Below are 25912 nucleotides of genomic sequence, written 5' to 3' on the forward strand. Positions count from 1 at the left end.
CCACCGGATCGGCACTCAACAACCGGGACAGAGGACGCATACAAGTTCTGGATCCGATCATTTAATCAGGAGATCACAGACGCGCGCGTCTTCAGCAATGCTCCAGGTGAAGTGGATGTCTGCTTCTTGCTGAATGACGAAGTGCCGAGCCAGTCCGTTGTCAAAGCACTGCAGGCGTATCTGGAGGATCCGACAATCAAGCCACTGAATGACAAGATCGTCGTTTCTGCGCCGAAGGAAGTCAGCTATGATGTCTCCTTCACCTACTGGATCAACTCGTCTGACAGAAACACAGCAACGACAATCCAGTCAGAAGTCGAGAAGGCAGTGGACGAATACGCCACATGGCAGCGTTCAAAGATCGGCAGAGACATCAATCCGTCCGAGCTGGTGAAGCGGGTCATTCTTGCTGGCGCAAAACGAGTGGAACTCAAGGCTCCGGCTTTCACCAAGATCGGAGACACCGATCTTGCAAAGCTCGGATCCAAGACGATCACCTACGGAGGGCTTGAAGATGATTGATATTCATGACGGCGAGCTGAAAGACCTATGGCCGAATGAAAAATCGCCGGAGTTCCTTGCTCTGAGCTACGCGATCAAGTTACAGATCGCTCACCTTCTCGTTCTCTCAACGAAGGTCGGTGTTTCTTACGATATCGACGATCTGGATGAAAAAGTTCTGGACTACATGGCAGTCGAGTTGAGAGTCATGTACTACGACCAATCGCTTCCGATTGACACAAAGCGGACGCTGGTCAAGAACGCACTCTCATGGAGATCCCATGCCGGGACCACTGGTGCTGTGGCTGAAATGCTGCAGACGATCTTCGGCACTGGAGACGTCATTGAGTGGTATGAAGGCGGCTACAAGCCAAATGAATTCAGAGTCGTTGTTGATGCTCGGTCTACACCGGAGACAGCGGAACAGATATCCCGCATCATCTCTCGAGTTAAGAATGTCAGGTCTCATCTGATTGCCTTGACCTTCTCCAAGAAGGCACAAGGAAAACTATATATTGGCGCTATGGAAGCGACCAACCGGTTCTACACGGTAAACAACAGCCCACAGTTGAGTTACCGGGAGGACGGGTCTGCATATATCGGCACTGCGGTTGGAAGTATCAAACTGCAGACCGTTGCGGAAGGTCGGCATCTCTCGTCCAGAGTTGACGCGGCCGGTCCTCATGCGGGAGGTGCATGTCTTGTTTATAAAAAAATCCAGATATGAAAAAAAAGGAGGTTAAAACATGGCACAGTTCAATTCAGTCGTTCTGACTAATCGAGGCATTGCTTTGATCACCAAAGCAATCGCGGGACAGTGCACGATTGAGTTCACAAAGGTCCAGGCTGGATCCGGAACATGGTCCACTTCTGCTCTACAGGGAGCCACAGCTCTCAGACAGAAAAAGCAGGAGTTCGGTGTGTCCAGAGTCAGAAAAGTGAACGACAGCACGATCTCCCTTCTGGGAGTCCTGTCCAATCTTCAACTGACGCAGGGATACTATGTCAATGAATTCGGCATCTTCGCCTGCGAAGCCGGAAAGCAGTCCAGCACAGAGTGTTTGTATGCCATCGTCACGGCTGTCGATGGGCAGGCAGACTACATGCCGCCGTACAACTCGGTTTCTCCGCAGTTGATCGAGATTGAAACCTATGTCGCGGTGGCTAATGCTGAACAGGTAAGCGTGAAGCTCGACACTGGTGCGATTGCATCCGCTGCCGATCTGAATCAGCTGATCAATGATGTCGGCACAAAAAGCGATCTGAAGACCGGGACGAAGAGCACAATCGTCGGAGCGGTTAATGAGGTTCACGACACAGAAGCAAGTCATTATGCAGCAGTCACGAAGTCCGTGTCCGATCTGTCCGCAAGGCATACAAGCGAACTGAATGCGGCAAAGGAAGCCCATCAGGCGGACGTGGACAGGATTGACAAGCAGATCAACGGCTTCAGGTATTTTGTAAACGGCAGACGTCGGCTCTGCATCACGCAGAACATTGATGCTCTGGATGAGTAAGGAGGAATATGGCACAGAAAATTAACGGCGTGACTTATGAAGCGCCAAACAGTGCGCAGATGGCTCAGCTTGCCTATCAGGCGGCTCTGCAGAATGTCTACGCAAATGCAGATGAAATGGGACTGAAGTCCAAACTTGAAAAGCAGCTTGCTGCGCAGTTTATCGGTGGCAGATCCGGAAAGGTCTTCGCAACTAAGATCTGGAAGTATGCAACCAACACGTCCAGTACGGGTGAAGCTTTGCTGGACTCCATCGGACTGGTTGCAAAACCGGCAACCGATACAGAAGCTGGCCAGGACGACTTTGCGGAGGAGTCCGAGATCTTCCAGTGGCAGAGATGCAACTACACAAGAGACGATGATGGGTTTGCAAGACCGACAGCACTGGAAGGAATGCCGGGATTCGCCAAGACCGGAAAAGTTGACATCGGCAACGTGTATGCAACGTTCTGGTATAAAGCGGAAAATCATGGGACATACGATGTCTACTACATGAGCGACGCTCCGCATCCAGAGCTCGGACTTGTCCCTTGGATTGAGGCGATCAAAGCAGATGGCACTGTTCTTCCGTTCTATGTGCATAGTGCCTTCTATAGCATCAGCAATGAGGAAGGTACATCAGGCGATTCAAAGAAGATCCTGCGGTCCCAGTACGGTGTACCGGCTTACAACAACTCGTACAATTCCATGATCACTGAATACCAGAAGAAGGGTGCAGGATACTGGGGATCCGGATCCGAGAGAACACTGTTCGCATTCCTGATGATGGTCATCAAATACAAGACAAAAAACAGCCAGAAGTTCTTCAGAGGCCATGTTGATACATGGAACGCACAGAGCAAGATCGCAGTTGCTGAAGAATCTGCAAAGCGTGTTCTGATTGCTGATCAGAGCAAGTTCTACGTCGGTGCGTGCGTCTCTGTAGGGACATGCCTCGATAATAATAAAGCGGTCACACAGGATAGAAACTATGCAACGGTTCACGATGTAGTGAACAGAGCACAGATCAAGAGCATCGAGAAGGTTGTTGTTTCCGGCACAGAATACACAGCTCTGACTCTGGACGTTCCTGAAGCATTCAATGTCACGGTTGATGATTATGTTTCCATGATGCCGTGCATGAGCGGTGAAACAGACAAGGTTATCGGCCACTTTGACGGCTCTTATCTATCCAACACAGACGGATGCCATACTTTCCGTATTGGCGGCACAGAATACATGAACGGACAGGCTATCATCGACTCGAATGTGGTCATGCAGAGAGACGAGGGTTCCGGCTTATGGCTGCAGTATGTAGCAAAGCGCGGAGTCAAGCATGTCGCTAATGCACACACGGGATACACGTTAGCTGGCGGGATTCCAATTGCAGAAGGTGACTACTGGTCTGGAGATATCTATGTTGATCCGGATACTGGATCCTTCTGCCCTTGCAGCATCGGTGGCGGTGACTCTATCGGCACTGGTGATAGAGTATGGGGTCCACAGTCTGGCAAGGGGGAAGACGGTACACTCAGAGAGAAGTATACTGTCGGCAACCTCGGGATCGGCTCGTACGTCGGTCTCTGCTCTGTCTCCTGCTGGGACGCCCTGTCCAGGCCGCTCTGGGCCTCCGGCTGCTGCGATTGATACCCCTGCTTGTGGGGGTGAATCAGGGGCGCAGCCCCTGAGAGGGGCCCTCCCCTCTCTTGTCTTTCACTACTAAATAATTCAAAAGTTTCAAAATACTGTAACACGGGGTATGGCAGCCATGTCGGCAACCTCAGGAACGGCTCGAACGACGGTCTCTGCAATGTCAACTGCAGGAACGACCTGTCCAGGACGAACTGGAACTACGGCTGCTGCGATTTGCGTGAAAATCCTAACTCGGCAAAGGTAGGCGGTGTGGATGCATCGCCTTTATATAAACAAAGTTTAACGGCTGTCATGCGCGCTCCTTGACCAAGCGCTGCGACTTCATTGTCGTACCTGCGCGGAATGCGCAAAGTGGCTGAGAGCAGGCTGGCCTGGTAGAGTAATCGAACGGTCAGACACAGCAACAATCGCTATTTACTACAGAATCAAAATGAAGAAAAAATGCAAAAACGTTGATATTTCAGACAGAGAATTTATCCGGCGGGCAATTCATGACTGTGAAAAGCACAAGACATTGAAAGAACTGATCACAAGACCGGACGTCAAGCGGCTCGAAGCAGAATGCGGCGGGAGTGAAGAGAAGCTGATCGATATCATTCAAGCGGAGATTCTGAACCGCCACATTGTGGTGGATCCGATTGAGTACGATGTCCGAAAGGACAAGTCGAACGGAAAAACAAGAATCATCGCAGTCGAGTGCATGAAGCAGCAGATCTATGACTACATCGCGTATAACTCACTGGGCGAGCTGGCTCCGTACATCGGATACTATCAGATCGCTTGCAAACCTAAACAGGGACCGGTCTTCGGTGCTGCTGTTATGTTCTCGTGGCTTCAGGAGACTGAAGTCAGGATCGGACGCAATGGTCAGAAGGAACGGGTCTACACCTGCACCAAGATGATCAAAGCTGATCTGCAGCGTGCTTATGCTTCCATCTATCATGCGAACATGATGGGATGGTTAGACCGGCACGTTGCAAACGATGCCATTCTCTGGCTGATCGCAACACTGCTGCAGACGATGGATACCGGGCATCCTTCGCAGAGGTTCATCAATGAGATGGACCGGGATCCGGATCTGAAGACCAGACTGGAGGAATCCATGAAAGGTCTGCCCATCGGTTCTGTCCTGAGTATTCGGCTCTGTGCCTTGTATGTGGCGGATGTTTACCACTCAAACGAGCGGAAGTATATCACAACCAGAAGAGGTAAAAAGCAGAATGCAGTGAAGCACCAGATGTTCAACGTTGACGACATTTATCTTCTCGGCAGCAACGCAAGCCAGTTGGCTCATGCAATACGCGGAGACGCGGCTGAGTTTGAGTCAAAAGGAATGCATCTGCATGATGACTGGCAGATGATCGATCTGAATCCAAGAAACACGGATGCCCACGTCGATGTACTTGGTTACAAGATTTACAGAGACCACATAACAATGAGACACCGGGACTATGTCAAGACAATCCGCGCGATCAATACATTTAACCGCAAGCCGACTGTCAGACATGCCCGGCAGCTCTCTTCTTACAGTGGACTCTTCATTGATCACAGCAACAGCCTGAGATTCTGCAGAAAGTACAACTACTTCAAGATCTCGAAGAAAGCGAGAAAGGTGATTTCACAACATGACAAAAGCATTATTCAGCGAGAAGCAGCCAGAAGTCAGAATGACGCTGGTGGACGGTATTAACCAGTTCCAGATCTGCCTAAACGAAGAAGAAGTGACCACACCGGCTCAGAGCTCCCATACTGAGGACGATACCTCTGAACCGATCACACAGTACCAGTACGACTTCAACGAATTCCGCACCGATGCCCTCACAGAAGAGGAAGTCAAGGCGGATCCAGAGAAGTACCTCGATTACACTCCAATTGCATCCCTCCCGGAGCAGGAACAGCCTGCGTCTATTGATGCAGCGCTCAAGGCTCTGCAGGACGCTCAGGAGGAAACCGCACAGGCTGTGCAGGACATGCTGGCAGCAACAATGATGGAGGAATGATCAGATGTACACATTCATGGCGATCAGAATTCACCAGGGAAAGCTGACCTGGGATGAGGTAGCAACATTCAAGCCGGAGGCTCAGGAAGCCATCAAGGCGGCATATAAAAAGAAATACCCGGATGAGAAGATTCCGGGCGATGAAGAGGACACCGAATAATGACGTCGGTGACAACTCTCAGCTTTGCAGAAGTTCGGGCAATTCTCAGCACCTTCTTTGATCTCCCGGAGGATGCCTTCAAAGGCACGAACGGATACGGATTCAATGTATCCGCATCGCAGGACTATCTTGAGGAGAAACTGAAGGAGAACACTAAGAAGCTCGCATCAACAAAGGCGGATCAATAGTCCGCCTTTTTCGTACCAGTAAAGAGGAGAAAACTATATGGCAAACGAAAACACAACAATTGAACCACTCGAAAACGATGGCAAGGGAACTGATACACCGGCTGAACTTGAGAAAGGAGAACAGAAATGAGTAACTCTTCACTAGTAGTTTATCGTGACATGACTTCCGGCCACTGGAATGACCGTGCTGGCAACAAGATCAGCCGCATTGTCATCCATCACCAGGCTGGCAATCTCAGCCTGCAAACACTTGGCAATGTCTTCAAAAACAGGCAGGCATCTGCTCATTATGGCATCGACAGCAATGGCCGGATCGGTCAGTATGTCGATGAGGCTTACAGAGCGTGGACCACATCCGGCTGGGAACCTGACAGAAACACTGTCACCATCGAGGTTGCCAACTCTCAGGCGGGCGGCAATTGGCCGATCAGCGACGCAGCAATGTCATCCCTGATCAAGCTGTGCGCAGACATCTGCAAGAGAAACGGCATCAGCCGCCTGTACTACAACGGAAAGAACGGCACACTGCTGAGACATTGCGACTACTCTGCAACATCGTGCCCTGGTCCTTACATCAAGGAGCACACCAACTACATCTGTGATCAGGTGAATGCTTTGCTTGGTACTGGCTCTGCAGCAAGCACTCAGCCTAATGCGGCAACTGGCAGCATTGATGATCTGGCAAAGCGTACCATTGCCGGAGAGTTTGGAAACGGTGATCAGCGCAGGGCGGCTCTGGGTGCAAACTATAATGCTGTCCAGGCTCGTGTCAATGAGATCCTTGGCGGCGGTTCATCCAGTCAGCCTGCAGTGTTTGACGTGGATGCAGCGGCAAGAGATGTCATCGCTGGCAAGTATGGCAATGGTGATCAGAGACGCACAGCACTCGGCAGCCATTATGATGAAGTACAGGCCAGAGTGAACCAGATGCTTGGTGCTGCTGCCAGCACATCTGTGAATATCGATGCAGAGGCACGCAAGGTCATCAGAGGAGACTACGGCAATGGTGGAGAACGCAGAAATGCACTTGTGGCCAAGTTTGGAGCTAATGTGGCCAATCAGATTCAGACACGGGTCAACGATCTGCTGAGATGACAACTTGGAGAATGACAGTTTTCAGGAGGGATTTATGAATTGGAGTAATTACATGCTGCCCATGGTGGCAGTTGCAGTGTACATCATCTGCGCTATTATCAAGCCACTTATGGGTGACAAGTCAAAGTATCTGCCGCTTGTAGCGGCAGGCTGTGGCATCATCTTTGCATTCTGGATGCAGGGCTCTGTCAGCTTTGCTACGTTTGTGGCCGGTTTGGTATCCGGTTTCGGTGCCACAGGCATTGATCAGGCTATCAGCATTCCCATGAGCAAAAATACTGAAGTAGAAAGTGATGCAAAGCAGTGATGGATCCAACCACAATAAGAACGGTCAATGAGTTCTTTTCACTGGCAGGTCGCATCATCTTGTATTGCGGTGGCATCGCTGGAGCATTGGCGGGCATCTGGGCACTGGTAAGTAAAATCAGGTCCAAAGGATGGAGAGCTGCTACTGATGTCAGGATCGCCAGCCTGGAGGACTACTCCCGCAAGGACAACGAAAGACTGAAAAAGCTGGAAGCCGAAAATATCGACAAGGCAGAGGAGTTTGCCGACTTCCACGAAATTATGAGGCTGAACCTTAACGCTTCGCAGCAGCTTCTCAAGTCAAACTTGGAAGGTGGCAACAATGTTGCGGGCATGCAGAAAGCCAGCGATGAGATCCAGGAATATCTAAGATCGAAAGTATAAGAACAGCCGGGGCAGAGATGCTCCGGTTTTTTTATGTTGTAATCCCTTCAGAAATGCTCGGATTCCGATCAAATTTAAGCCACACGCAACGATTATAGGCATGGATGGAGAATCACCCACAAAATAAAAGAACACGCTCAGACGGCTCAAAAACGGCCTTCTGCGGCGTGCTCTTTTTAGTACGTGCAGACGAACGCGGCAACTGAATCAGTGATCAGAATTGCAGTGTTCGTTTTATGTACAATATGGTGAAGCAGATGAACTATCCCCCGGAGGTCATGCAGATTGTCGAACATGAGATGCAGAAACTGATCGATTCGATGGATAAGGGAGAGGATCCATTCAATCAGGATTGCATCGAGTCTTACTATCATATGTATCAGAAGATGAATCGTCAGTCACTCTGACGATTTTTTCTGCTTTATATAGATTGGTGACCCAATTACTTATTGAAAAAATGAAAAAAACTAATTGACTAAAGGGAGAGAGGGATGCTATATTCTTTGAGCACGCGGCGAGAGAGCCTGGGGCAAGGACAAAAGAGGAAGAAATTTCTCAGAAAGTAATTGACAGGGGCGTGCAGAAGTGATAATCTCTTGAATTGCACGGCGAGAGCCGATGCGAGAGATCTTTGAAAACTGAACAGGAATTAAGCAACGAAAAAGAACGTCAAATTCCGATAAGGAAAGAAGACTGACGAAAGTCAGCGAAGAATAGAGTCAAATCAAATGGAGAGTTTGATCCTGGCTCAGGATAAACGCTGGCGGCGTGCCTAATACATGCAAGTCGAACGAGGGAAGGCAAGCTTGCTTGCCGGAACGAGTGGCGAACGGGTGAGTAATACATAAGCAACCTGCCTGTAAGGACCGGGATAATGCCTGGAAACGGGTACTAAAACCGGATAGGCATAGATGGGGCATCCCATTTATGTTAAAGGTGAGAGACACAAACAGATGGGCTTATGGCGCATTAGCCAGTTGGTGAGGTAACGGCCCACCAAAGCGATGATGCGTAGCCGGCCTGAGAGGGTGAACGGCCACATTGGGACTGAGACACGGCCCAGACTCCTACGGGAGGCAGCAGTAGGGAATTTTCGGCAATGGGGGGAACCCTGACCGAGCAACGCCGCGTGAGTGAAGAAGGTTTTCGGATTGTAAAGCTCTGTTGCAAGGGAAGAACGGCACATAGAGGATATGTGAGTGACGGTACCTTGCGAGGAAGCCACGGCTAACTACGTGCCAGCAGCCGCGGTAATACGTAGGTGGCGAGCGTTATCCGGAATTATTGGGCGTAAAGGGTGCGTAGGCGGCCTTTTAAGTTTAAGGTGAAAGCGTGGGGCTTAACCCCATAAAGCCTTAGATACTGGGAGGCTAGAGTACTGGAGAGGAAAGTAGAATTCCATGTGTAGCGGTAAAATGCGTAGATATATGGAGGAATACCGGTGGCGAAGGCGGCTTTCTAGACAGTAACTGACGCTGAGGCACGAAAGCGTGGGGAGCAAATAGGATTAGATACCCTAGTAGTCCACGCTGTAAACGATGAATGCTAAGTATCGGGGCGACCCGGTGCTGCAGCCAACGCAATAAGCATTCCGCCTGTGGAGTATGCACGCAAGTGTGAAACATAAAGGAATTGACGGGGGCCCGCACAAGCGGTGGAGTATGTGGTTTAATTCGACGCAACGCGAAGAACCTTACCAGGCCTTGACATCCCTTGCAGAGGTGTAGAGATACATCCGAGGTTATCAAGGAGACAGGTGGTGCATGGTTGTCGTCAGCTCGTGTCGTGAGATGTTGGGTTAAGTCCCGCAACGAGCGCAACCCTTGTCTTCAGTTACCATCATTAAGTTGGGGACTCTGAAGAGACTGCTGGTGATAAACCGGAGGAAGGTGGGGATGACGTCAAATCATCATGCCCCTTATGGCCTGGGCTACACACGTACTACAATGGCGTATACAACGAGGAGCGACACTGCGAAGTGAAGCAAATCTCTTAAAGTACGTCTCAGTTCGGATTGAAGTCTGCAACCCGACTTCATGAAGCTGGAATCGCTAGTAATCGCGGATCAGCATGCCGCGGTGAATACGTTCTCGGGCCTTGTACACACCGCCCGTCATACCATGAGAGTTGGCAATACCCGAAGCCGGTGGCCTAACCGCAAGGAAGGAGCCGTCGAAGGTAGGGCTGATGATTGGGGTCAAGTCGTAACAAGGTATCCCTACGAGAACGTGGGGATGGATCACCTCCTTTCTAAGGAGAAAAAAAGGAAGTACAAGAAACGTTTTTCCCACGTAGCGGAAATTCCTGGTCAGTTTTGAGAGATCTGAAAGGATATCTCAATTGTTCTTTGAAAACTGAATAACAGAAGAAACAAACAAACAGATAGAAAGACAGCAAGAAAGTCTTTCTGTATAGTTGAAGAAAACCAAGTTTGGAAGCCAGTCTATTGAATGGCGGAAGAAACTTGGAAGCAGTTCTCTAAAAAGATTAAATAAGCAAGAGCGTACGGCGGATGTCTTGGCATATAGAGCAGAAGAAGGACGCAGTGAACGGCGAAACGCCTCGGGGAGTCGTAAACAGGCAACGATCCGGGGGTATCCGAATGGGGAAACCCGCCTGAAGTAATGTTCAGGCATCCTGGCGGAATACATAAAGCCAGAGAAGAGAACCCAGGGAATTGAAACATCTTAGTACCTGGAGGAAAAGAAAACAAGAGTGATTCCGAGAGTAGTGGCGAGCGAAATCGGAGCAGCCTAAACCAGTCTTAGGGCTGGGGTTGAAGGACCGCGAAAAGTTATGAGCGAAGGATAGTCGAAGTGCATTGAAAGGCACAGCGAAGAGGGTGCAGCTCCCGTAGACGAAATCCGAAGCGAGGCGAGCGGGATCCTGAGTACGACGGGGCACGTGGAACCCTGTCGGAAGCAACCGGGACCATCCGGTAAGGCTAAATACTCCTATATGACCGATAGTGCACCAGTACCATGAGGGAAAGATGAAAAGAACCGCGGGAGCGGAGTGAAAGAGATCCTGAAACCGTATGCTTACAAGAAGTCAGAGCACATTCATGTGTGATGGCGTGCCTTTTGTAGAATGAACCGGCGAGTTATCCTTGCATGCGAGGTTAAGCAGACAATGCGGAGCCGCAGCGAAAGCGAATCTTAACAGGGTGTTAAGTATGCAGGGATAGACCCGAAGCTGTAGTGATCTAGTCATGAGCAGGTTGAAGGTTGGGTGATTCCAACTGGAGGACCGAACCGACCCTCGTTGAAAAGCTGGCGGATGACTTGTGATTAGCGGAGAAATTCCAATCGAACGCAGCGATAGCTGGTTCTCCCCGAAATAGCTTTAGGGCTAGCGTTGGGTGAAACTTGATGGAGGTAGAGCACTGAATTCATGCGGGTGGCATCTAGCCATACCAATTGAAATCAAACTCCGAATGCCATGAAGCAATACCCGGCAGTCAGACTGCGAGTGATAAGGTCCGTGGTCAAAAGGGAAACAGCCCAGATCATCAGATAAGGTCCCAAAATCTATGCTAAGTGGGAAAGGATGTGGAGACGCATAAACAGCTAGGAGGTTGGCTCAGAAGCAGCCATCCTTGAAAGAGTGCGTAACAGCTCACTAGTCGAGTATCTCTGCGCCGAAAATTTACCGGGGCTAAGCATAGTACCGAATCTATGGATTTGATGCAAATCAAGTGGTAGGGGAGCGTTCCGGACCGCATTGAAGCGATACCGTAAGGAGTCGTGGAGCGTCCGGAAGTGAGAATGCCGGTGTGAGTAGCGAGATGCAGGTGAGAATCCTGCACAGCGTATGTCCAAGGTTTCCAGGGGAAGGTTCGTCCGCCCTGGGTAAGCCGGGAACTAAGGCGAGGCCGAGAGGCGTAGCCGATGACGAGCAGGTTGATATTCCTGCGCCCGCGCACGAAATGATGGAGTGACAGAGAAGGTTAGTACTAGTCCTTAATGGATTGGGCAGGGCATGTGTATAGCAGGCTGACAGGCAAATCCGTCAGCGGAATGGAAGACATGAACCAAGCGAACGCGCAAGCAAGTAGTGAAATGTACGATACCAGCTCTCAGGAAAAGCTTCTAGTGTTAATTCGTGAGCGGCCCGTACCAAAACCGACACAGGTGGACGAGGCGAGTAGCCTCAGCTGAGCGAGAGAACTGTTGCCAAGGAACTCTGCAATTTGACCCCGTACGTTAGCTATAAGGGGTACTCGAAAGAGTCACAGTAAATAGGCCCTAGCAACTGTTTAACTAAAACATAGCTCTCTGCTAAGCCGTAAGGCGAAGTATAGGGGGTGACACCTGCCCGGTGCTGGAAGGTCAAAAGGATGTGTCAGGAGCAATCCGAAGCGCTGAATTGAAGCCCCAGTGAACGGCGGCCGTAACTATAACGGTCCTAAGGTAGCGAAATTCCTTGTCAGGTAAGTTCTGACCCGCACGAAAGGTGTAATGATTTGGGCACTGTCTCGGCAGCAGACTCGGTGAAATCTTAGTACCTGTGAAGATGCAGGTTACCCGCAACTAGACGGAAAGACCCCATGGAGCTTTACTGTAGTCTGCTATTGAGTTTCGGTTAACTATGCACAGAATAGGTGGGAGACATTGAGACTGGTCCTTCGGGATCAGAGGAGTCACCGTTGGGATACCACTCTTATTTAACTGAAATTCTAACTATATACCGTAAACCGGGTATGGGACCGTGGCAGATGGGCAGTTTGACTGGGGCGGTCGCCTCCCAAAGAGTAACGGAGGCGCTCAAAGGTACTCTCAGAATGGTTGGAAATCATTCGTCGAGCGTAAATGCAGAAGAGTGCTTGACTGCGAGACAAACAGGTCGAGCAGGGACGAAAGTCGGAATTAGTGATCCGGCGGTGCAGAATGGAATGGCCGTCGCTTAACGGATAAAAGCTACCCTGGGGATAACAGGCTGATCTCCCCCAAGAGTTCACATCGACGGGGAGGTTTGGCACCTCGATGTCGGCTCATCGCATCCTGGAGGTGAATTCGCTTCCAAGGGTTGGGCTGTCCGCCCATTAAAGCGGTACGCGAGCTGGGTTCAAAACGTCGTGAGACAGTTTGGTCCCTATCTGTTGTGGGCGTTGGAAGTTTGAGGAGAGCTGTCCCTAGTACGAGAGGACCAGGATGGACGTTCCTACGGTGCACCAGTTGTCACGCCAGTGGCACAGCTGGATAGCTGAGAACGGCTGAGATAAACGCTGAAGGCATCTAAGCGCGAAACCAACTCCAAGATGAGACTTCCCTTCGAAAGAAATAAGACCCCTTGAAGACGACGAGGTTGATAGGTCAGAGGTGTAAGTGCCGTGAGGCATTGAGCTGACTGATCCTAATAGGTCGAAGATTTAATCACACGAGAGAACGCCACAATACGGAAAGACGAAGCAGTCTGAAGTCTGGAGAAATCTGTTATTCAGTTTTCAGGGAGCAATCTCTGGAAGAAATCCGGTGACGATACCGCAGTGGTCACACCTGTTCCCATCCCGAACACAGAAGTTAAGCACTGCAGGGGCGAAAATAGCTGAGCGGACCTCAGTGAATCAAGCACGCTGCCGGGTAATCGATGGAAGAGCTTCTGCTCTTCCTCTTTTTTTTATGTTACTCTGGAGCATGCTTTTGTCCCTCTTACCTTATACTGACTGGCCATTGGGAACACTGAATCAATATTTGAATCCATGATCCTGATTCTTTGTGCAGATGCTCCGAAAGGTCTCAGAAATGAAAATGGGATGTTTAGGGGACCTTTGTTATAAAGCAATGAAATCATTTATCCATGCAAAGGGAATCAGAAAACGGGGACAGCGGCAGCTTACTAAACGTATCTGTTTTACTCTACCTCGGGCTTAGTTCTTTTGATGCATCCATTCCTGCATGTGATGATTCTTCTGCTGATGGCTTACGAACCTCTGAAAGTGGGTATTTATGCATGCAATGGCACTCAGAGCGTGTATAATTAATGCCTGCGAGGCACAGTTATGAAAGAACTGAAAGTGATTACGAAAAGTGTCGAGGAAACGCATGCGCTTGGAGAAAAGCTCGGTGCTCATGCGAAGCCTGATATGGTATTCCTGATGAAAGGCGATCTCGGGGCGGGTAAGACGTGTCTGACCCAGGGAATTGCAAAGGGTCTGGGGATCACGAGAACCGTTACCAGTCCTACCTTCACGATCCAGAAGTTATATCATGGCCGGCTGGAGCTGAATCATATTGATGCTTATCGGCTTGAAGGGGTTCATCAGGATCTCGGGTTTGATGAGTATCTGACAGATGGCGGGCTGACGGTCATTGAGTGGTCTCAGTTTGTACCGGATCTTGTTCCGGAAGAGTATCTTTCTATTTCAATCCGTCTGCTTGAGGAAAGTGATCGGGAGTTTACGATGACAGCGAATGGGGCTGAATACGAACAGCTTCTGGAGGAAATCAGATGATTACATTATGCATGGATACTAGTACTCAGTATCTTGTGATTGCGCTGATCCGGGATGATCAGATCGTGGCGAAGTTCCAGGAAAAGTGCTGGAAGAAGCAGTCGGAAGAATTGTTTCCGAGATTGATGGATCTGATGAAGGAAGCCGGTCTGGAACCGGAAGATATCGGTCAGGTCGTGGTCAGCGAAGGCCCTGGCAGCTATACCGGTGTACGGATTGCGATGACAGTGGCGAAGGTATTCTGTGCAATGCGGAATCTTCCGATCGCAACGGTTGGCACGCTGCAGCTGTTTGCTGGCATGGAGCCAAGAGCCCGCGTCGTCCTTGATGCAAGAGGAGGCCGTGTCTATACAGCGGTTTATGAATATGGGGTTCTTTCCGGTACGGTAGAAGCGAAGCCTTGTGAAGAAGTGAAGGCAGAGATCCTAGAAGCGGAAACCGTGATCGGCGATGGCAGTTTGGTAGGAAGAGAAGACCATATTCCGGATCTTGCTGAGAATTTCCTGGCGCTGAAAGATCAGTGGAAGTATGCAGAGAATGTGCATCTCGTAAAGCCGGAATATCTGAAGAGCAGTGAGAGCTACCTGCCTCATCATCAATGATCCGAGCTGCTGAAGACCAGGATCTTGATCGCATTGCCGAGCTGGAGAATGTGCTGTTTGCGGACAGCCCGTGGCCGTGGAAGGAATTCGAGCATGAACTGCATGAGAATCCCTTTGCAATTCTTCTTGTCGATGAAGAAGAAGGAAGGGTAGTCGGGTATCTTGACTACTGGATTCTATATGAGCAGGCTCAGGTTGCGACGATCGGAGTGGATCCGGAATATCAGAATCGCGGCATCGGCAGTGCATTGCTGAGCTATGCAGAGAAAGATGCGGCAGATCAGGGCTGCGAGACGTTTTCCCTGGAGGTACGCGTAAGCAATGCTAAGGCAAGGCATCTCTACGAGAAACATGGGTTTATTCAGGTGAATATAAGAAAAGGCTACTACGAGAATGGCGAAGATGCGTATCTCATGGTGAAGCCGATTGGAGGTCAGAAAGATGACGCTGATATTAGGGATTGAGACAAGCTGCGATGAGACAGCATGTGCGGTAGTCCGGGATGGGAAAGAGATCCTTTCCAATGTTGTTTCGAGTCAGATCAATGTGCATACATTATATGGCGGGGTCGTTCCGGAAGTAGCGAGCCGCATTCATGTGGAGAATATTTCTGCAGTTATCAGCGAGGCGGTAAAGCAGGCTGGGGTGACGATGGATGACATCGATGCGATTGCCTATACCCAGGGTCCTGGTCTGATCGGTTCTCTGCATGTTGGCGTGCAGGCTGCCAAGACGCTTGCCTGGGAGTTCCATAAGCCGCTGATTCCGATTCATCATATCACCGGGCATATCTTTGCCAATCAGTTCGTGACGGATCTGGAATTCCCGTTAATGGCATTGGTTGTTTCGGGCGGTCATACGCAGCTTGTATGGATGGCGAATGACTGGGACTTCAAGGTCATCGGCACAACCATGGATGATGCGATCGGCGAAGCATATGACAAGGTTGCCCGTGTGCTGGGCCTCGGCTATCCGGGCGGACCGGTCATGGATAAGCTGGCTAAGCTCGGCAAGGCAGATCCGGACTATGTGCTGCCGACGCCGAAGACGGCTAAGCCTTATGACTTCTCGTTCTCCGGCCTCAAGACCGCAGTGCTGCAGCTGGATCAGCGTCTGAAGAAGCAGGGCAAGGAAGTTAATCCGGCTGATATGGCATATGCATTCCAGGAGACTGCACTGAATTCCATGACGGATAAGACATGTGCAGCGGTAAAGGAATTCAAGCCGAAGATGCTGGTACTGGCAGGCGGAGTTGCGGCTAATTCCCGTCTTCGTTCCATGATGACGGACAAGATGAAGGCTTATCCGGAAACGAAGCTGGTCATTCCGCCTCTGAAATGCTGCACGGACAATGCGGCAATGATCGGTGCGGTGGGTTATACTGCGTACCTTCATAAAGCATTCGGCGGATTTGATGCCGCCGCAGATCCGGGTCTGATGATGCCAGGAGAGAATTAATAATCTTGTTAGGATTATTCATATTATCACATTCACTAGTTTATGATACACTGTACCCAGGTGAAAAATATGGAAAACAATAAACTAGTACCAAAGGCAACACTGCATCGTTATCCGGTATATCTGAAGGCCCTGCGCCGTCTGAAGGCAGACGGAGTGGATCGCATCATGTCCCGGGAACTTGCCGATTATGTCGGCATCGAATCTACCACGATCCGCAGAGACTTCAGCTTTCTCGGGAATCTCGGGAAGCAGGGTTATGGCTATAAGGTTGATGATCTGATTCAGATCTTCAGCGATCAGCTCGGCATGAACTTTGATGAGAAGATCATTCTGGTCGGATGCGGAAACCTCGGAAAGGCACTTCTGAACTACAATCACTGGAACCATGTGGTCGGTGAGATTGTATGTGCCTTTGATCTGAAGCCGGAAGATGTGAAGGGCGCAGGTGTCCCGGTCTACAATCTGAATGAGATTGCAGAGAAGAAGCCGGAAGGATGCCGGATTGCAATTCTGACGATTTCCCGGGAAGTTCAGCCTACGGTTGATCTGCTCGTGAAGAACGGAATTACGGGATTGGTAAGTTTTGTGAGCGACCATTTCACAGTGCCGGCAAATGTACATGTGAAACAGATCGATGTCGTGTCGTCGATTCAGGAGCTTGTCTTTGAGGCAAACTCCATGCAGAAATAAACAGCAGTAAGGAGAGATCGGAGAATACTATGCTGAGTGAAATGACGGTCAGGGAATTGTATGAACTGACGAATGAAGGGTCCCAGCTGGAGAAGGACCAGGTGGAATATGTGTTTCTGCAGGGCTGGGTCAGAACGAACCGGGCTGGCAAGAATGTCGGATTTCTGGCATTGAATGACGGTTCGTATTTCAAGAATGCCCAGATCGTCTATGAGCAGTCGCTGGCGAATTTTGCAGAAGTCGGAAAGTACCTGACCGGCACTGCTGTTTCGGTGACCGGAAAGTATGTAGCTACTCCGGATAACAAGCAGCCGTTCGAGATCCAGGCAACGGAGATTGTGCTGGAAGGAGAGTGCGACAAGACTTATCCGCTTCAGAAGAAGCGTCATTCGTTTGAGTATCTCCGTGAGATCGGTCATCTGCGTCCGCGGACCAATACATTCAGTGCGGTATTCCGGGTTCGTTCCGCGCTGGCTATGGCTATTCATGAGTTCTTCCAGGACCAGGGATTTGTCTATGTCAATACGCCGGAAATCACCGGCAATGATGCTGAGGGTGCCGGCGAGACGTTTACGGTTACCACCCGCAGCGATGGCAAGTATGACGAAGACTTCTTCGGCAAGCATGCCAGTCTGACCGTTTCCGGTCAGCTGCAGGCTGAGGCGTTTGCTCTGGCATTCCGCGATGTGTATACGTTCGGGCCAACGTTCCGGGCTGAGAATTCGAATACGACGAACCATCTTGCTGAGTTCTGGATGATTGAACCGGAGATGGCTTTCGCTGATCTGGAAGATGATATGGACTGCATCGAGGACATGGTGAAGTTCTGCATCCAGTATGTGGAAGATAACTGTCCGGAAGAGATGAAGTTCTTCAATGAATTCATTGAGAAGGGTCTGATTGAGCGTCTTGATCATGTGAAGAACAGCGAGTTCCGCAGAATGCCTTATACCGAAGCAATCGAGATTCTGAAGAAGGCAGATCCGGAGCAGTTTGAAAATAAGGATATCCACTGGGGCATGGACCTCATGACCGAGCATGAGCGGTATATCACCGATAAGGTAGTGCAGGGACCGGTGTTCCTGACGGATTATCCGAAAGACATCAAAGCATTCTACATGCGCCAGAATGAGGATGGCAAGACGGTTGCTGCCTGCGATCTGCTGGTGCCGGGTGTCGGCGAGCTGGTCGGCGGCAGCCAGAGAGAAGAGCGCCTCGATGTGCTGGAAAACCGCATGAAGGAACTTGGTATGAAGATGGATGGATATCAGTGGTATCTGGATCTTCGCCGGTACGGCGGCTGCAAGCATGCGGGGTTCGGTCTGGGCTTTGAGCGCTTTGTCATGTATGTGACCGGCATGGAGAACATCCGTGACGTGATTCCGTTTGCACGGACGCCGCGCAACCTGATGTTCTGAGAAACAGGAGTATATTTGGAAAATGGAAGAATATGTACTGAAGCAGAACCCGGATGGGACAAAGATCACAGTTCATGATGTCCAGATGGTTCTTCTGGAGATGATGAAGGATATCGATGAGCTCTGCCGCAGGAACGATATTCCCTATTTTCTTTCGGGCGGAAGTGCGCTTGGTGCGGTTCGCCATAAGGGGTTTATTCCGTGGGACGATGATGCGGATATTTTCATGATGCGCAGTGATTTCATGCGCTTCATTGAGGTCATGAAGGAACAATGTCCGGACAAGTATGTATTTCAGTGCTGGTATACGGACAAGCGGTTCAACGTGCTGATTCCGGGCATGAAGATCCGCAAGAAGGGAACGTATCTGAAAGAAGTGAATTCCCTGCTGTCCAATCGATGCACAGGGTATGATGGCTGCGATGGTGTATTTCTGGATGTGTTTGTCTGGGACTATGCCACGACCGATAAATGGAAGGACCTGCCGCCCCGGCTGGCCAATGACGTGCTCATGGTTCCTGAGATCATTGCGGACAATGTCTTCCATGTGAATCCGAAGGGAATCAAATCCCTCATCATGCATAATGCGATTTCATACAGCGAGCGGTGCGAGAAAGAACACAGCCCCTATATCGGCTTTGATCTGACCTGGGTCTGGAAGAGTCCTTTCCATCCGTTCATCTTCCGCTATGATGATATTTTCCCGGCGCAGTATGTGCCGTTTGAGGACACTGAACTGCCGATTGCCCATCATCCGGAAGAATATCTCAATACTGCGATCGCTCCGAGCTGGAGACAGCTGCCGCCGGAGAACAAGCGGTTTGCAAAGCATATCGTAGATATCAGATTGTAAGGAGAATCAGGTGCTTTATCAGGTAAGTCATGCAAGCAAGTCCTTCGGTGCGGATTCCGTATTCGAGGACGTGCAGTTTGAAATCAAGGGAACTGAGAAGGTGACGATCGTCGGCCGCAATGGCTGCGGAAAGACTACATTCCTTCGCTGCATGTGCGGAGAGATGGATTTCGATTCCGGAACGGTTTCCAGAATGAACGGGGTCACGATCGGGTATCTTGCGCAGAAGCCGCTGTCGGATGACAATCTGACGGTTGATCAGGAACTGCGGGCGGTCTTTGAGCCTGTTCTTGCCATGGAACATGAGATGCATGATCTGGAAGAACGGATGAAGACAGATTCTTCCGAGAAACTCCTTTCCCGCTACGCAGAACTGCAGGAAAAATTTGAGGCTGTTAATGGCTACAGCTGGGAATCCGAGATGATGACGGTCTTCACGAAGTTCGGCTTTGCGCCGGAGGAGATTCATCGGAAGATCGGCGAATTCTCCGGGGGGCAGAAGACCAGAATCGCATTCGTGAAGCTTCTTCTCTCCAAGCCGGATATCCTGCTTCTGGATGAGCCGACGAACCATCTCGACATGGAGACGATCGAGTGGCTGGAAGGCTATGTGAAGAACTACCCGAAAGCGGTTGTCATGGTTTCTCATGACCGGATGTTTCTGGATCATACGGCGGATGTTGTCTATGACATGGAATACGGGAAGATGACCCGCTATGTCGGTAACTATTCTTCGTTTGTCGTGCAGAAGAAGAATAATCTGGAACGCCAGGAACAGGCGTATGAGCGTCAGCAGAAAGATATCCAGCGTCTGCAGGAACTGATTGAGAAGTTCCGCTATAAGAAGAACAAAGCATCGTTTGCACAGTCGAAGATCAAGTATCTGGATCGGATGGAAAAGCTTGATCCGGTGCAGAAAGCAGATATGAAGACGTTCCATGCGCACTTCACTCCGCGGATCAAAGGCGGCGAGAAGGTGCTGGAAACAGATCATCTGAAGATCGGCTATGATCATCCGCTGACCGAAGTATCCATGTCGATGCGCAGAGGCGACCGCATTGCGATCATCGGTCCGAATGGATGCGGCAAGTCTACGTTCGTGAAGACGCTGATGGAACTGATTCCTTCGCTTGGCGGTTCGTTCTTATGGGGTCATCAGATTGAGAAGGGATACTTCGATCAGCAGCTTGCGCAGTTCTCTTCCGGTAAGACGGTATTGGAAGAACTATGGGATGAGAATCCGGATCTCGACAGGACGCAGGTGAGATCTGTTCTCGGTCAGTTCCTGTTCAGTGCGGATGAAGTATTCAAGACCGTGGATGTGCTTTCAGGCGGTGAGAAGGTCCGGCTGAGTTTTGCAAAGCTTCTGCTTCAGCATTCCAATGTGCTGATTCTCGATGAGCCGACGAACCATCTGGATATTCCAGGCAAGGAAGCACTGGAAGAATCTCTGAAGGGATTTTCCGGAACGATTCTGTTTGTCAGCCATGACCGCTATTTCATTGAACAGCTGGCTACTGGTCTGCTGATCATGGAGAATGGCGGCGCAGAATATCGCCCGATGACGTATGATGAATACGTAGCAGAGAAGAACGGAATCCCCGCTCCGGAACCGAAGAAGCAGGAAGCTGCTGCACCAGTGATTCCGGAAAAGACAGCTGAGAAGATGCTCAGCCCGGATGGAAAGAAACGGGAGATTGCAAAGCTGGAGAAGCAGATCACGGAAAAGGAACAGGATCTGGAAGCTCATCGTGCGCTGCGCTTTGAACCCGAGTACTATCAGGATTATCAGAAGATGAATGAACTCGATGAGAAGATCGATGATATTCATAACGAGCTTGCCCATCTCTATGAGAAATGGGAAGAGATGAATTCCTGATCATCTCTGGAGGAATGCGGAATCATGGAATGCTGGAAATGTCATAAGCCAATCCCGGATCGGGCCGAGAAGTGCCCGTACTGCGGTGCTATCACGCATAATAAAGTAGATGCAGTTCTGAGCAAAGCAGCAGATGCGATCAATCCGAAGAAGCTGTTTAAGAAACTTGGTAAGTAAATTTGTCTTCTATCTATCGAAACTCGCAGGATGATTCCTGCGTTTTTCTTATTCTCCATAAACGATTGAGAAATATTCTGCCTGTCATTTCCCCATTTTCAGCTTTCAGGCAGGTCCTGTTTGAATCATTTAGGTTGTTGAGAAAAGGCTTTCAGTATCAGCTTAATCAACACTAGTGAAGCAGGAGAGGTGTTTATAAATGATCGAGCCATTGAAGAAGAGAAGATTGATCCGGAGACCGGGTATCCGAGATAGATGCAGAAAACGCACTATCGCGGATACGACAGAAATCGGAAAGCAGTTCGGTATGAATACAAGCACCATGTATATCTGCTGAAGATCAGCGAGGATCCAGGAGTGCCGAACGATATAGCGAGGGATTCCGGCAAAATCCAGCGAATATACAACAGCAGGACCAGCGCAGAAAGATACCATGGGAGAATGGACTGGGACTTCTGCTTTGAGAATCACACAATCCGCGCTCTGAATAGGCAGCAGACAAGAAGAATACAGCAGCAGATGTTTTCAGTGCGCTATGAATCAGGATATCAGGCACTAGGGAGATGATAAGCAAGTCTGAAGCTGCCTGCTGCAAGCCAATAATTCAAGAGCCCTGCTTTTTGGCCGAAGAAAGCATCTGCCGTATTTGCGTTTTGGGTCTACAAAATGGTTCTGTTTTTAATGATCATGCATGGTCAAGCGTAATGTTGTAAGATCAAGGTAGTCATAGAGGGGAAATGTGACAATGAAATCGAGTATCAGAAAAGAACTGCTTTGGATAGCTGCATTGTGTTTTCTCGTTCTCGGAATGACAGGATTCAGCAATGGTTCCTTGTCAGAAGAAATCCTCGGGATCCTAGGAACATTACTATTGCTGTTATCTGGTGGAAAGCATCATCGTATTCCAGACGGCAGCAGACTGATTAAATCGGTTCTCTGCATTACCTGCCTCTTTACCATGGCATGTGCAGGGCAGGCGGCTGATGCATCCGCAGCGATTGCACCGGAAAGCACTGCTGCCGCGACAGCAATTTCGCAGGATTTAGCAGCTGAAGAGAATAACGCTGAACCAGCTTCTGACACATTAGAAACTCCGACGCCTGAAACTGCTGAAGCATCTACGCCAGAGCCGACTCCAACACCAACCCCTGCACCTACCCCGACTCCCACACTGTCACCTACTCCTATCCCAGAGCCGACACCAACTCCTACTCCGGAACAGACTCCGACCCCGGATGACTGCGGATGGGTATCAGATGCATCCTATGTTCAGGGAGGCTATTGTTCCTATCACCCGGAATGGTATTCCGATGCGGATCGGGTTCAGACGGAGACTTATACTGAGCAATCCGGAGGCGGTACAAGCAATTTCCAGACCTATGATGATCCGTATGCTGGAAGTGCTCCGTATATCGGTAATGCCAATTCCAGGAAGTTCCATTATTCCTGGTGCAGCAGCGTCTCTGATATGAAGCCATCTAATCGAGTGGAATTCTACAGCCGGGATGATGCAGTAAATTCCGGATATGTCCCATGCAAGAGATGCAATCCGTGAAAATATAAGGAAAGTCTTTCTATAATAAAACCGCTCAGAATAAGAATTCTGAACGGTTTTTTACATGGCGGAGAAGGAGGGGTTCGAACCCTCGCACGCTTGCACGTCTGCTGGTTTTCGAAACCAGTCCCTTCAACCACTTGGGTACTTCTCCGTGTGCCTGTTGATTATACCATAGCTGGAGGAATGGAGGTACAAGTTTTCAATCCGGATCCTGAGTCAGAACAGATCCTGGAATATATGTTAAGATCACTGCTGAAAGGATTGAATATGAAAGTTCATTTTTCAGATTATCTTACCCGGATAGCTCCGGGGATCCACAAGCTGATCAGCCTTCTGGAGGAACATTATGACTATGTAAGCGTGCTTTCGTCTGATTCTGTCGGGTTTCAGGCATCGATCATGCAGAGATCGAAGCAGATCAGCCACCAGACATTGACGACGGAGCGGGGAAATACGGTACGGGTATGCAGGAATGGCCTGTACAGCGAATATGCATTCAACGACTTTGATCCGGAACATCCGGAGGTAATGGAAGAGAAGATCTGCAGGAATCTGGATCGGCAGCTAGAACTGCTGCAGAAGACGGGAACTGCTGTCTATCAGACACCGGTGATGGAAGAAGAACCGCTGCAGTTTTCTGCAGAGATGGAAACAGAAGAAATGCCGGAGAACTGCGATCTTGAGAAACTGGTGAAGTTCTTCAGCAAGCTGAGTGAGGAAGGTGTTTCTCATCCGGATATTGTCGAATGCGTGGCAAATGCTTCTTCAACCCATATCTCGAAGATGTTCATGAGCCAGAAGCGGGATATGCGGCAGAGCTATGTGATTTCAGAAGGCATGGTTGCTGCAATCGGCATGAGAGATGGAAAAAGCGTTCAGGGCTATTCTGCGGTCAGCGGAAGAAAAGGACCGGAGATTTTCAGAGGCATGGATCAGTGCCTGAAGGAAGCGCTGAAGCAGGCAGATGAACTGCTTGGAGCTGAAACGGTGAAGCCTGGCATGTATGATGTGATCCTGTCTCCGGAGGTATCCGGGCTGATTGCGCATGAAGCATTCGGCCATGGGGTTGAGATGGATATGTTTGTGAAGAACCGGGCGCTTGGCAAGGATTATATCGGGAAGCGGGTAGGTTCTGATCTGGTTACCATGCATGAAGGAGCTGCGGTTCTTGAAGAAGTTTCTTCGTATGCGTTTGATGATGAAGGAACGCTGGCTGGAGATGTGGTGGAAATTGATCATGGCATTCTGAAGACCGGCGTATGCGATGTATTGAGTGCACTGCGTCTTCATACGAAGCCGACAGGAAACGGAAAGCGGCAGAACTTCGAACATAAGGTTTATTCGCGCATGACGAATACGATCTTCGAGGGAGGAAATGATTCCATGGAAGATATGATCCATTCGATTTCTCATGGCTATCTTCTCTCTGGCATGTATTCCGGCATGGAAGATCCGAAGCACTGGGGCATTCAGTGTATTGTGCAGAGAGGATATGAAATCAGAGATGGAAAGCTGACCGGCAAGGTATGCGGACCGATTGTGCTGACCGGATATGTACCGGATCTGCTCGGATCGATCTCAATGGCTGCGCATGATGTGCAGGCATTCGGTTCGGGTTATTGCGGCAAGGGCTATAAGGAGTTCGTCAAGGTTTCTGACGGCGGTCCTTATCTGAAGGCGAAAGCGAGGTTAGGCTGATGGATGAGAAAATCCTGGAATTGCTGAAAGAGTCCGGTGCAGCTGGCTGGGAAGTCACGGATACGGTGAAAGAAGGATGGGAGTTCTATTTCATCCGTCATGAACTGGATCAGAACCGGATTGTGGATACCGAGCATATAACGGTATGCGTGTATGAATCCATCGGAGATGGAAAAGAACTTGGTTCTGCAAGAATGGAGATTCCGGCTGGTTCGGAAGAATCAGAAGTCAGAGATATGATCGCGCAGCTGCGCAGAGAAGCATCGCTGGTGAAGAATCCGTACTATGAGCTTCATCATCCTGGTTCTGGTGTGCCGGAATCTCAGAAAGCGATAGATCCTGCGGTGATTGCAGAGGATTTCATCCGCACGATGACAGAACTTCCGGAGACGGAGAGTGAGGATATCAATTCCTATGAGATCTTCACGAGCTCGATGAAGCGGAGATTCATCAATTCCAATGGAATTGATGTGACTTCGGTGTATCCGGAGTCAATGATCGAAGTAGTTGTCAATGCCAGAAAAGACGGACATGAAATCGAACTGTACCGGAACTATACGTCCGGAACGTGCGATGCAGAGATGCTGAAGAAGGATCTTGCAGAGACGATGCAGATGGGCAGAGATCGTCTGAATGCAGTACCGACGCCTGCTCTTGGATCTGGCGATCTGGTGCTGGCTGGTCCGGATGCAGCAAAGATCTATGAGTATATGACGGCTCATCTTTCTTCAGATTATATCTATCGGAGGTTCTCAGACTGGGCGATCGGAACCGAAGCAGTGAAGGAAGTAAAGGGAGATCGTTTCACGGTGAAATCGGTAGCTCATCTGAAGAACTCTTCGCATAATACCGGATATGACAGCGAGGGTGCAGCCGTCAGAGATCTGGTGCTGATGAACAACAATGTGCCTGAGGCGTACTGCGGCAGTCAGCAATGTGCATATTATCTCGGGCTGAAGGATTGTTTCCGGGCTCAGAACTATGAAATCTGCGGCGGAAGCAGGTCGGCAGAAGAGCTGCGGAGCGGGAATTATCTGGAGGTTGCGGAGTTCTCTGATTTCCAGGTGAATCCGATGACTGGTGATCTTGCTGGTGAGATCAGACTTGGCTACCTGCATCAGGATGGCAAAGTAAAGATTGTCACCGGGGGCTCGGTTTCCGGAAATATGCATGTGCTGATGAAGGAGATGTATGGTTCGAAAGAACAGCGTCAGTACGATACGATGGTGATTCCGGCAGTCACGCGGCTGTGCCATGTGCAGATTGCCGGTGCAGAGTAACCATCAGGTTGATAGAGTCAGACTTCGTGTCTGACTTTTTGCTTTGCGGGAAGTGATTCT

Annotated in this window: 24 protein-coding genes, 1 tRNA gene and 3 rRNA genes; 27 read left to right on the forward strand and 1 reads right to left on the reverse strand. The window is 49.9% G+C overall.

Features of this window, described 5'->3' with window-relative positions; all coding sequences use genetic code 11:
• From C7E00_RS03480 to C7E00_RS16315, 25 genes are all read left to right on the forward strand, one after another.
• Positions 1 to 522 (forward strand): baseplate J/gp47 family protein (locus C7E00_RS03480; protein WP_204378556.1); only part of this gene is annotated, 522 nt, incomplete at its 5' end.
• Positions 515 to 1228 (forward strand): phage tail protein I, encoded by a 714-nt coding sequence (locus tag C7E00_RS03485; protein WP_105302983.1) that lies wholly within the window; start codon positions 515 to 517, stop codon positions 1226 to 1228. The genes C7E00_RS03480 and C7E00_RS03485, both read left to right, overlap by 8 nt.
• A 19-nt stretch (positions 1229 to 1247) precedes the next feature.
• Positions 1248 to 2018 carry a phage tail-collar fiber domain-containing protein gene (locus C7E00_RS03490; protein ID WP_105302984.1) on the forward strand — a complete coding sequence of 257 codons (771 nt, stop codon included), beginning with the start codon at positions 1248 to 1250 and terminating at the stop codon, positions 2016 to 2018.
• A gap of 8 nt (positions 2019 to 2026) precedes the next feature.
• Positions 2027 to 3643, forward strand: coding sequence for a hypothetical protein (locus tag C7E00_RS03495; RefSeq protein WP_105302985.1), 1617 nt, complete (start codon positions 2027 to 2029; stop codon positions 3641 to 3643).
• Between the two features lie 436 nt (positions 3644 to 4079).
• Positions 4080 to 5339 carry a reverse transcriptase domain-containing protein gene (locus tag C7E00_RS03500; RefSeq protein WP_105302713.1) on the forward strand — a complete coding sequence of 420 codons (1260 nt, stop codon included), beginning with the start codon at positions 4080 to 4082 and terminating at the stop codon, positions 5337 to 5339.
• The gene (locus C7E00_RS03505) at positions 5275 to 5649 is read left to right on the forward strand and encodes a hypothetical protein (protein WP_135358133.1); all 375 of its coding nucleotides are present in this window, start codon (positions 5275 to 5277) and stop codon (positions 5647 to 5649) included. The genes C7E00_RS03500 and C7E00_RS03505 overlap by 65 nt, the downstream gene beginning before the upstream one ends.
• Before the next feature lie 4 nt (positions 5650 to 5653).
• Complete coding sequence (locus tag C7E00_RS16105) at positions 5654 to 5809, forward strand: hypothetical protein (RefSeq protein ID WP_167836426.1); 156 nt, start codon at positions 5654 to 5656, stop codon at positions 5807 to 5809.
• Positions 5809 to 5997: a hypothetical protein gene (locus tag C7E00_RS03510; protein ID WP_105302715.1), complete on the forward strand. Its 189-nt coding sequence runs from the start codon at positions 5809 to 5811 to the stop codon at positions 5995 to 5997. The genes C7E00_RS16105 and C7E00_RS03510 overlap by 1 nt, the downstream gene beginning before the upstream one ends.
• Before the next feature lie 126 nt (positions 5998 to 6123).
• Positions 6124 to 7092: an N-acetylmuramoyl-L-alanine amidase gene (locus C7E00_RS03515; RefSeq protein ID WP_105302986.1), complete on the forward strand. Its 969-nt coding sequence runs from the start codon at positions 6124 to 6126 to the stop codon at positions 7090 to 7092.
• A gap of 34 nt (positions 7093 to 7126) precedes the next feature.
• Entirely contained in the window at positions 7127 to 7399 is a 273-nt protein-coding gene (locus tag C7E00_RS03520) for a phage holin family protein (protein ID WP_135358146.1), read from the forward strand.
• Entirely contained in the window at positions 7399 to 7782 is a 384-nt protein-coding gene (locus tag C7E00_RS03525; protein WP_105302988.1) for a hypothetical protein, read from the forward strand. The genes C7E00_RS03520 and C7E00_RS03525 overlap by 1 nt, the downstream gene beginning before the upstream one ends.
• Positions 7783 to 8018: 236 nt before the next feature.
• A complete protein-coding gene (locus C7E00_RS16110) occupies positions 8019 to 8189 on the forward strand; it encodes a hypothetical protein (protein ID WP_167836447.1) in 171 nt (56 codons plus the stop codon).
• Between the two features lie 318 nt (positions 8190 to 8507).
• Positions 8508 to 10032 (forward strand): 16S ribosomal RNA (locus C7E00_RS03530).
• Positions 10033 to 10267: 235 nt separating this feature from the next.
• A 23S ribosomal RNA gene (locus C7E00_RS03535) occupies positions 10268 to 13161 on the forward strand.
• 91 nt (positions 13162 to 13252) lie between these two features.
• Positions 13253 to 13366, forward strand: a 5S ribosomal RNA gene (gene rrf, locus C7E00_RS03540).
• The 16S, 23S and 5S rRNA genes sit together here, the layout of an rRNA operon.
• Before the next feature lie 417 nt (positions 13367 to 13783).
• Complete coding sequence (tsaE, locus tag C7E00_RS03545) at positions 13784 to 14236, forward strand: tRNA (adenosine(37)-N6)-threonylcarbamoyltransferase complex ATPase subunit type 1 TsaE (RefSeq protein WP_105302989.1); 453 nt, start codon at positions 13784 to 13786, stop codon at positions 14234 to 14236.
• Positions 14233 to 14838, forward strand: coding sequence for a tRNA (adenosine(37)-N6)-threonylcarbamoyltransferase complex dimerization subunit type 1 TsaB (gene tsaB, locus C7E00_RS03550; protein ID WP_105302990.1), 606 nt, complete (start codon positions 14233 to 14235; stop codon positions 14836 to 14838). The genes tsaE and tsaB overlap by 4 nt, the downstream gene beginning before the upstream one ends.
• Positions 14835 to 15302 carry a ribosomal protein S18-alanine N-acetyltransferase gene (rimI, locus tag C7E00_RS03555; RefSeq protein WP_105302991.1) on the forward strand — a complete coding sequence of 156 codons (468 nt, stop codon included), beginning with the start codon at positions 14835 to 14837 and terminating at the stop codon, positions 15300 to 15302. The genes tsaB and rimI overlap by 4 nt, the downstream gene beginning before the upstream one ends.
• The gene (gene tsaD, locus C7E00_RS03560; protein WP_105302992.1) at positions 15280 to 16296 is read left to right on the forward strand and encodes a tRNA (adenosine(37)-N6)-threonylcarbamoyltransferase complex transferase subunit TsaD; all 1017 of its coding nucleotides are present in this window, start codon (positions 15280 to 15282) and stop codon (positions 16294 to 16296) included. The genes rimI and tsaD overlap by 23 nt, the downstream gene beginning before the upstream one ends.
• A 69-nt stretch (positions 16297 to 16365) precedes the next feature.
• Positions 16366 to 16989, forward strand: a complete 624-nt coding sequence (locus C7E00_RS03565) for a redox-sensing transcriptional repressor Rex (protein WP_105302993.1) — start codon at positions 16366 to 16368, stop codon at positions 16987 to 16989.
• 29 nt (positions 16990 to 17018) lie between these two features.
• Positions 17019 to 18407 carry an asparagine--tRNA ligase gene (gene asnS / locus C7E00_RS03570; RefSeq protein ID WP_105302994.1) on the forward strand — a complete coding sequence of 463 codons (1389 nt, stop codon included), beginning with the start codon at positions 17019 to 17021 and terminating at the stop codon, positions 18405 to 18407.
• Positions 18408 to 18429: 22 nt separating this feature from the next.
• Positions 18430 to 19260, forward strand: coding sequence for a LicD family protein (locus tag C7E00_RS03575; protein WP_105302995.1), 831 nt, complete (start codon positions 18430 to 18432; stop codon positions 19258 to 19260).
• A 10-nt stretch (positions 19261 to 19270) separates the two neighbouring features.
• Positions 19271 to 21139, forward strand: a complete 1869-nt coding sequence (locus C7E00_RS03580) for an ABC-F family ATP-binding cassette domain-containing protein (protein WP_105302996.1) — start codon at positions 19271 to 19273, stop codon at positions 21137 to 21139.
• A gap of 24 nt (positions 21140 to 21163) precedes the next feature.
• Positions 21164 to 21316, forward strand: coding sequence for a zinc-ribbon domain-containing protein (locus tag C7E00_RS03585; protein ID WP_105302997.1), 153 nt, complete (start codon positions 21164 to 21166; stop codon positions 21314 to 21316).
• Between the two features lie 745 nt (positions 21317 to 22061).
• Positions 22062 to 22871, forward strand: coding sequence for a hypothetical protein (locus C7E00_RS16315; protein ID WP_135358147.1), 810 nt, complete (start codon positions 22062 to 22064; stop codon positions 22869 to 22871).
• A 65-nt stretch (positions 22872 to 22936) separates the two neighbouring features.
• Here C7E00_RS16315 and C7E00_RS03600 read toward each other — a convergent pair.
• Positions 22937 to 23025, reverse strand: a tRNA-Ser gene (locus tag C7E00_RS03600).
• A 32-nt stretch (positions 23026 to 23057) separates the two neighbouring features.
• On the opposite strand from C7E00_RS03600, the gene C7E00_RS03605 reads away from it, so the two are divergent.
• A complete protein-coding gene (locus C7E00_RS03605; protein WP_235897196.1) occupies positions 23058 to 24572 on the forward strand; it encodes a TldD/PmbA family protein in 1515 nt (504 codons plus the stop codon).
• Entirely contained in the window at positions 24572 to 25852 is a 1281-nt protein-coding gene (locus C7E00_RS03610) for a metallopeptidase TldD-related protein (protein WP_105303000.1), read from the forward strand. The genes C7E00_RS03605 and C7E00_RS03610 overlap by 1 nt, the downstream gene beginning before the upstream one ends.
• Positions 25853 to 25912 lie beyond the last annotated feature (60 nt).

The organism is Anaerolactibacter massiliensis (assembly GCF_900290205.1).
Classification (GTDB): Bacteria; Bacillota_I; Bacilli_A; order Erysipelotrichales; family Erysipelotrichaceae; genus Bulleidia; species Bulleidia intestinalis.

Coding starts and splice junctions, on each gene's coding strand:
- C7E00_RS03485 (WP_105302983.1), top strand. CDS start 515: ATGATTGATATTCATGACGGCGAGCTGAAAGACCTATGGCCGAATGAA.
- C7E00_RS03490 (WP_105302984.1), top strand. CDS start 1,248: ATGGCACAGTTCAATTCAGTCGTTCTGACTAATCGAGGCATTGCTTTG.
- C7E00_RS03495 (WP_105302985.1), top strand. CDS start 2,027: ATGGCACAGAAAATTAACGGCGTGACTTATGAAGCGCCAAACAGTGCG.
- C7E00_RS03500 (WP_105302713.1), top strand. CDS start 4,080: ATGAAGAAAAAATGCAAAAACGTTGATATTTCAGACAGAGAATTTATC.
- C7E00_RS03505 (WP_135358133.1), top strand. CDS start 5,275: ATGACAAAAGCATTATTCAGCGAGAAGCAGCCAGAAGTCAGAATGACG.
- C7E00_RS16105 (WP_167836426.1), top strand. CDS start 5,654: ATGTACACATTCATGGCGATCAGAATTCACCAGGGAAAGCTGACCTGG.
- C7E00_RS03510 (WP_105302715.1), top strand. CDS start 5,809: ATGACGTCGGTGACAACTCTCAGCTTTGCAGAAGTTCGGGCAATTCTC.
- C7E00_RS03515 (WP_105302986.1), top strand. CDS start 6,124: ATGAGTAACTCTTCACTAGTAGTTTATCGTGACATGACTTCCGGCCAC.
- C7E00_RS03520 (WP_135358146.1), top strand. CDS start 7,127: ATGAATTGGAGTAATTACATGCTGCCCATGGTGGCAGTTGCAGTGTAC.
- C7E00_RS03525 (WP_105302988.1), top strand. CDS start 7,399: ATGGATCCAACCACAATAAGAACGGTCAATGAGTTCTTTTCACTGGCA.
- C7E00_RS16110 (WP_167836447.1), top strand. CDS start 8,019: ATGTACAATATGGTGAAGCAGATGAACTATCCCCCGGAGGTCATGCAG.
- tsaE (WP_105302989.1), top strand. CDS start 13,784: ATGAAAGAACTGAAAGTGATTACGAAAAGTGTCGAGGAAACGCATGCG.
- tsaB (WP_105302990.1), top strand. CDS start 14,233: ATGATTACATTATGCATGGATACTAGTACTCAGTATCTTGTGATTGCG.
- rimI (WP_105302991.1), top strand. CDS start 14,835: ATGATCCGAGCTGCTGAAGACCAGGATCTTGATCGCATTGCCGAGCTG.
- tsaD (WP_105302992.1), top strand. CDS start 15,280: ATGACGCTGATATTAGGGATTGAGACAAGCTGCGATGAGACAGCATGT.
- C7E00_RS03565 (WP_105302993.1), top strand. CDS start 16,366: ATGGAAAACAATAAACTAGTACCAAAGGCAACACTGCATCGTTATCCG.
- asnS (WP_105302994.1), top strand. CDS start 17,019: ATGCTGAGTGAAATGACGGTCAGGGAATTGTATGAACTGACGAATGAA.
- C7E00_RS03575 (WP_105302995.1), top strand. CDS start 18,430: ATGGAAGAATATGTACTGAAGCAGAACCCGGATGGGACAAAGATCACA.
- C7E00_RS03585 (WP_105302997.1), top strand. CDS start 21,164: ATGGAATGCTGGAAATGTCATAAGCCAATCCCGGATCGGGCCGAGAAG.
- C7E00_RS16315 (WP_135358147.1), top strand. CDS start 22,062: ATGAAATCGAGTATCAGAAAAGAACTGCTTTGGATAGCTGCATTGTGT.
- C7E00_RS03605 (WP_235897196.1), top strand. CDS start 23,058: ATGGAGGTACAAGTTTTCAATCCGGATCCTGAGTCAGAACAGATCCTG.
- C7E00_RS03610 (WP_105303000.1), top strand. CDS start 24,572: ATGGATGAGAAAATCCTGGAATTGCTGAAAGAGTCCGGTGCAGCTGGC.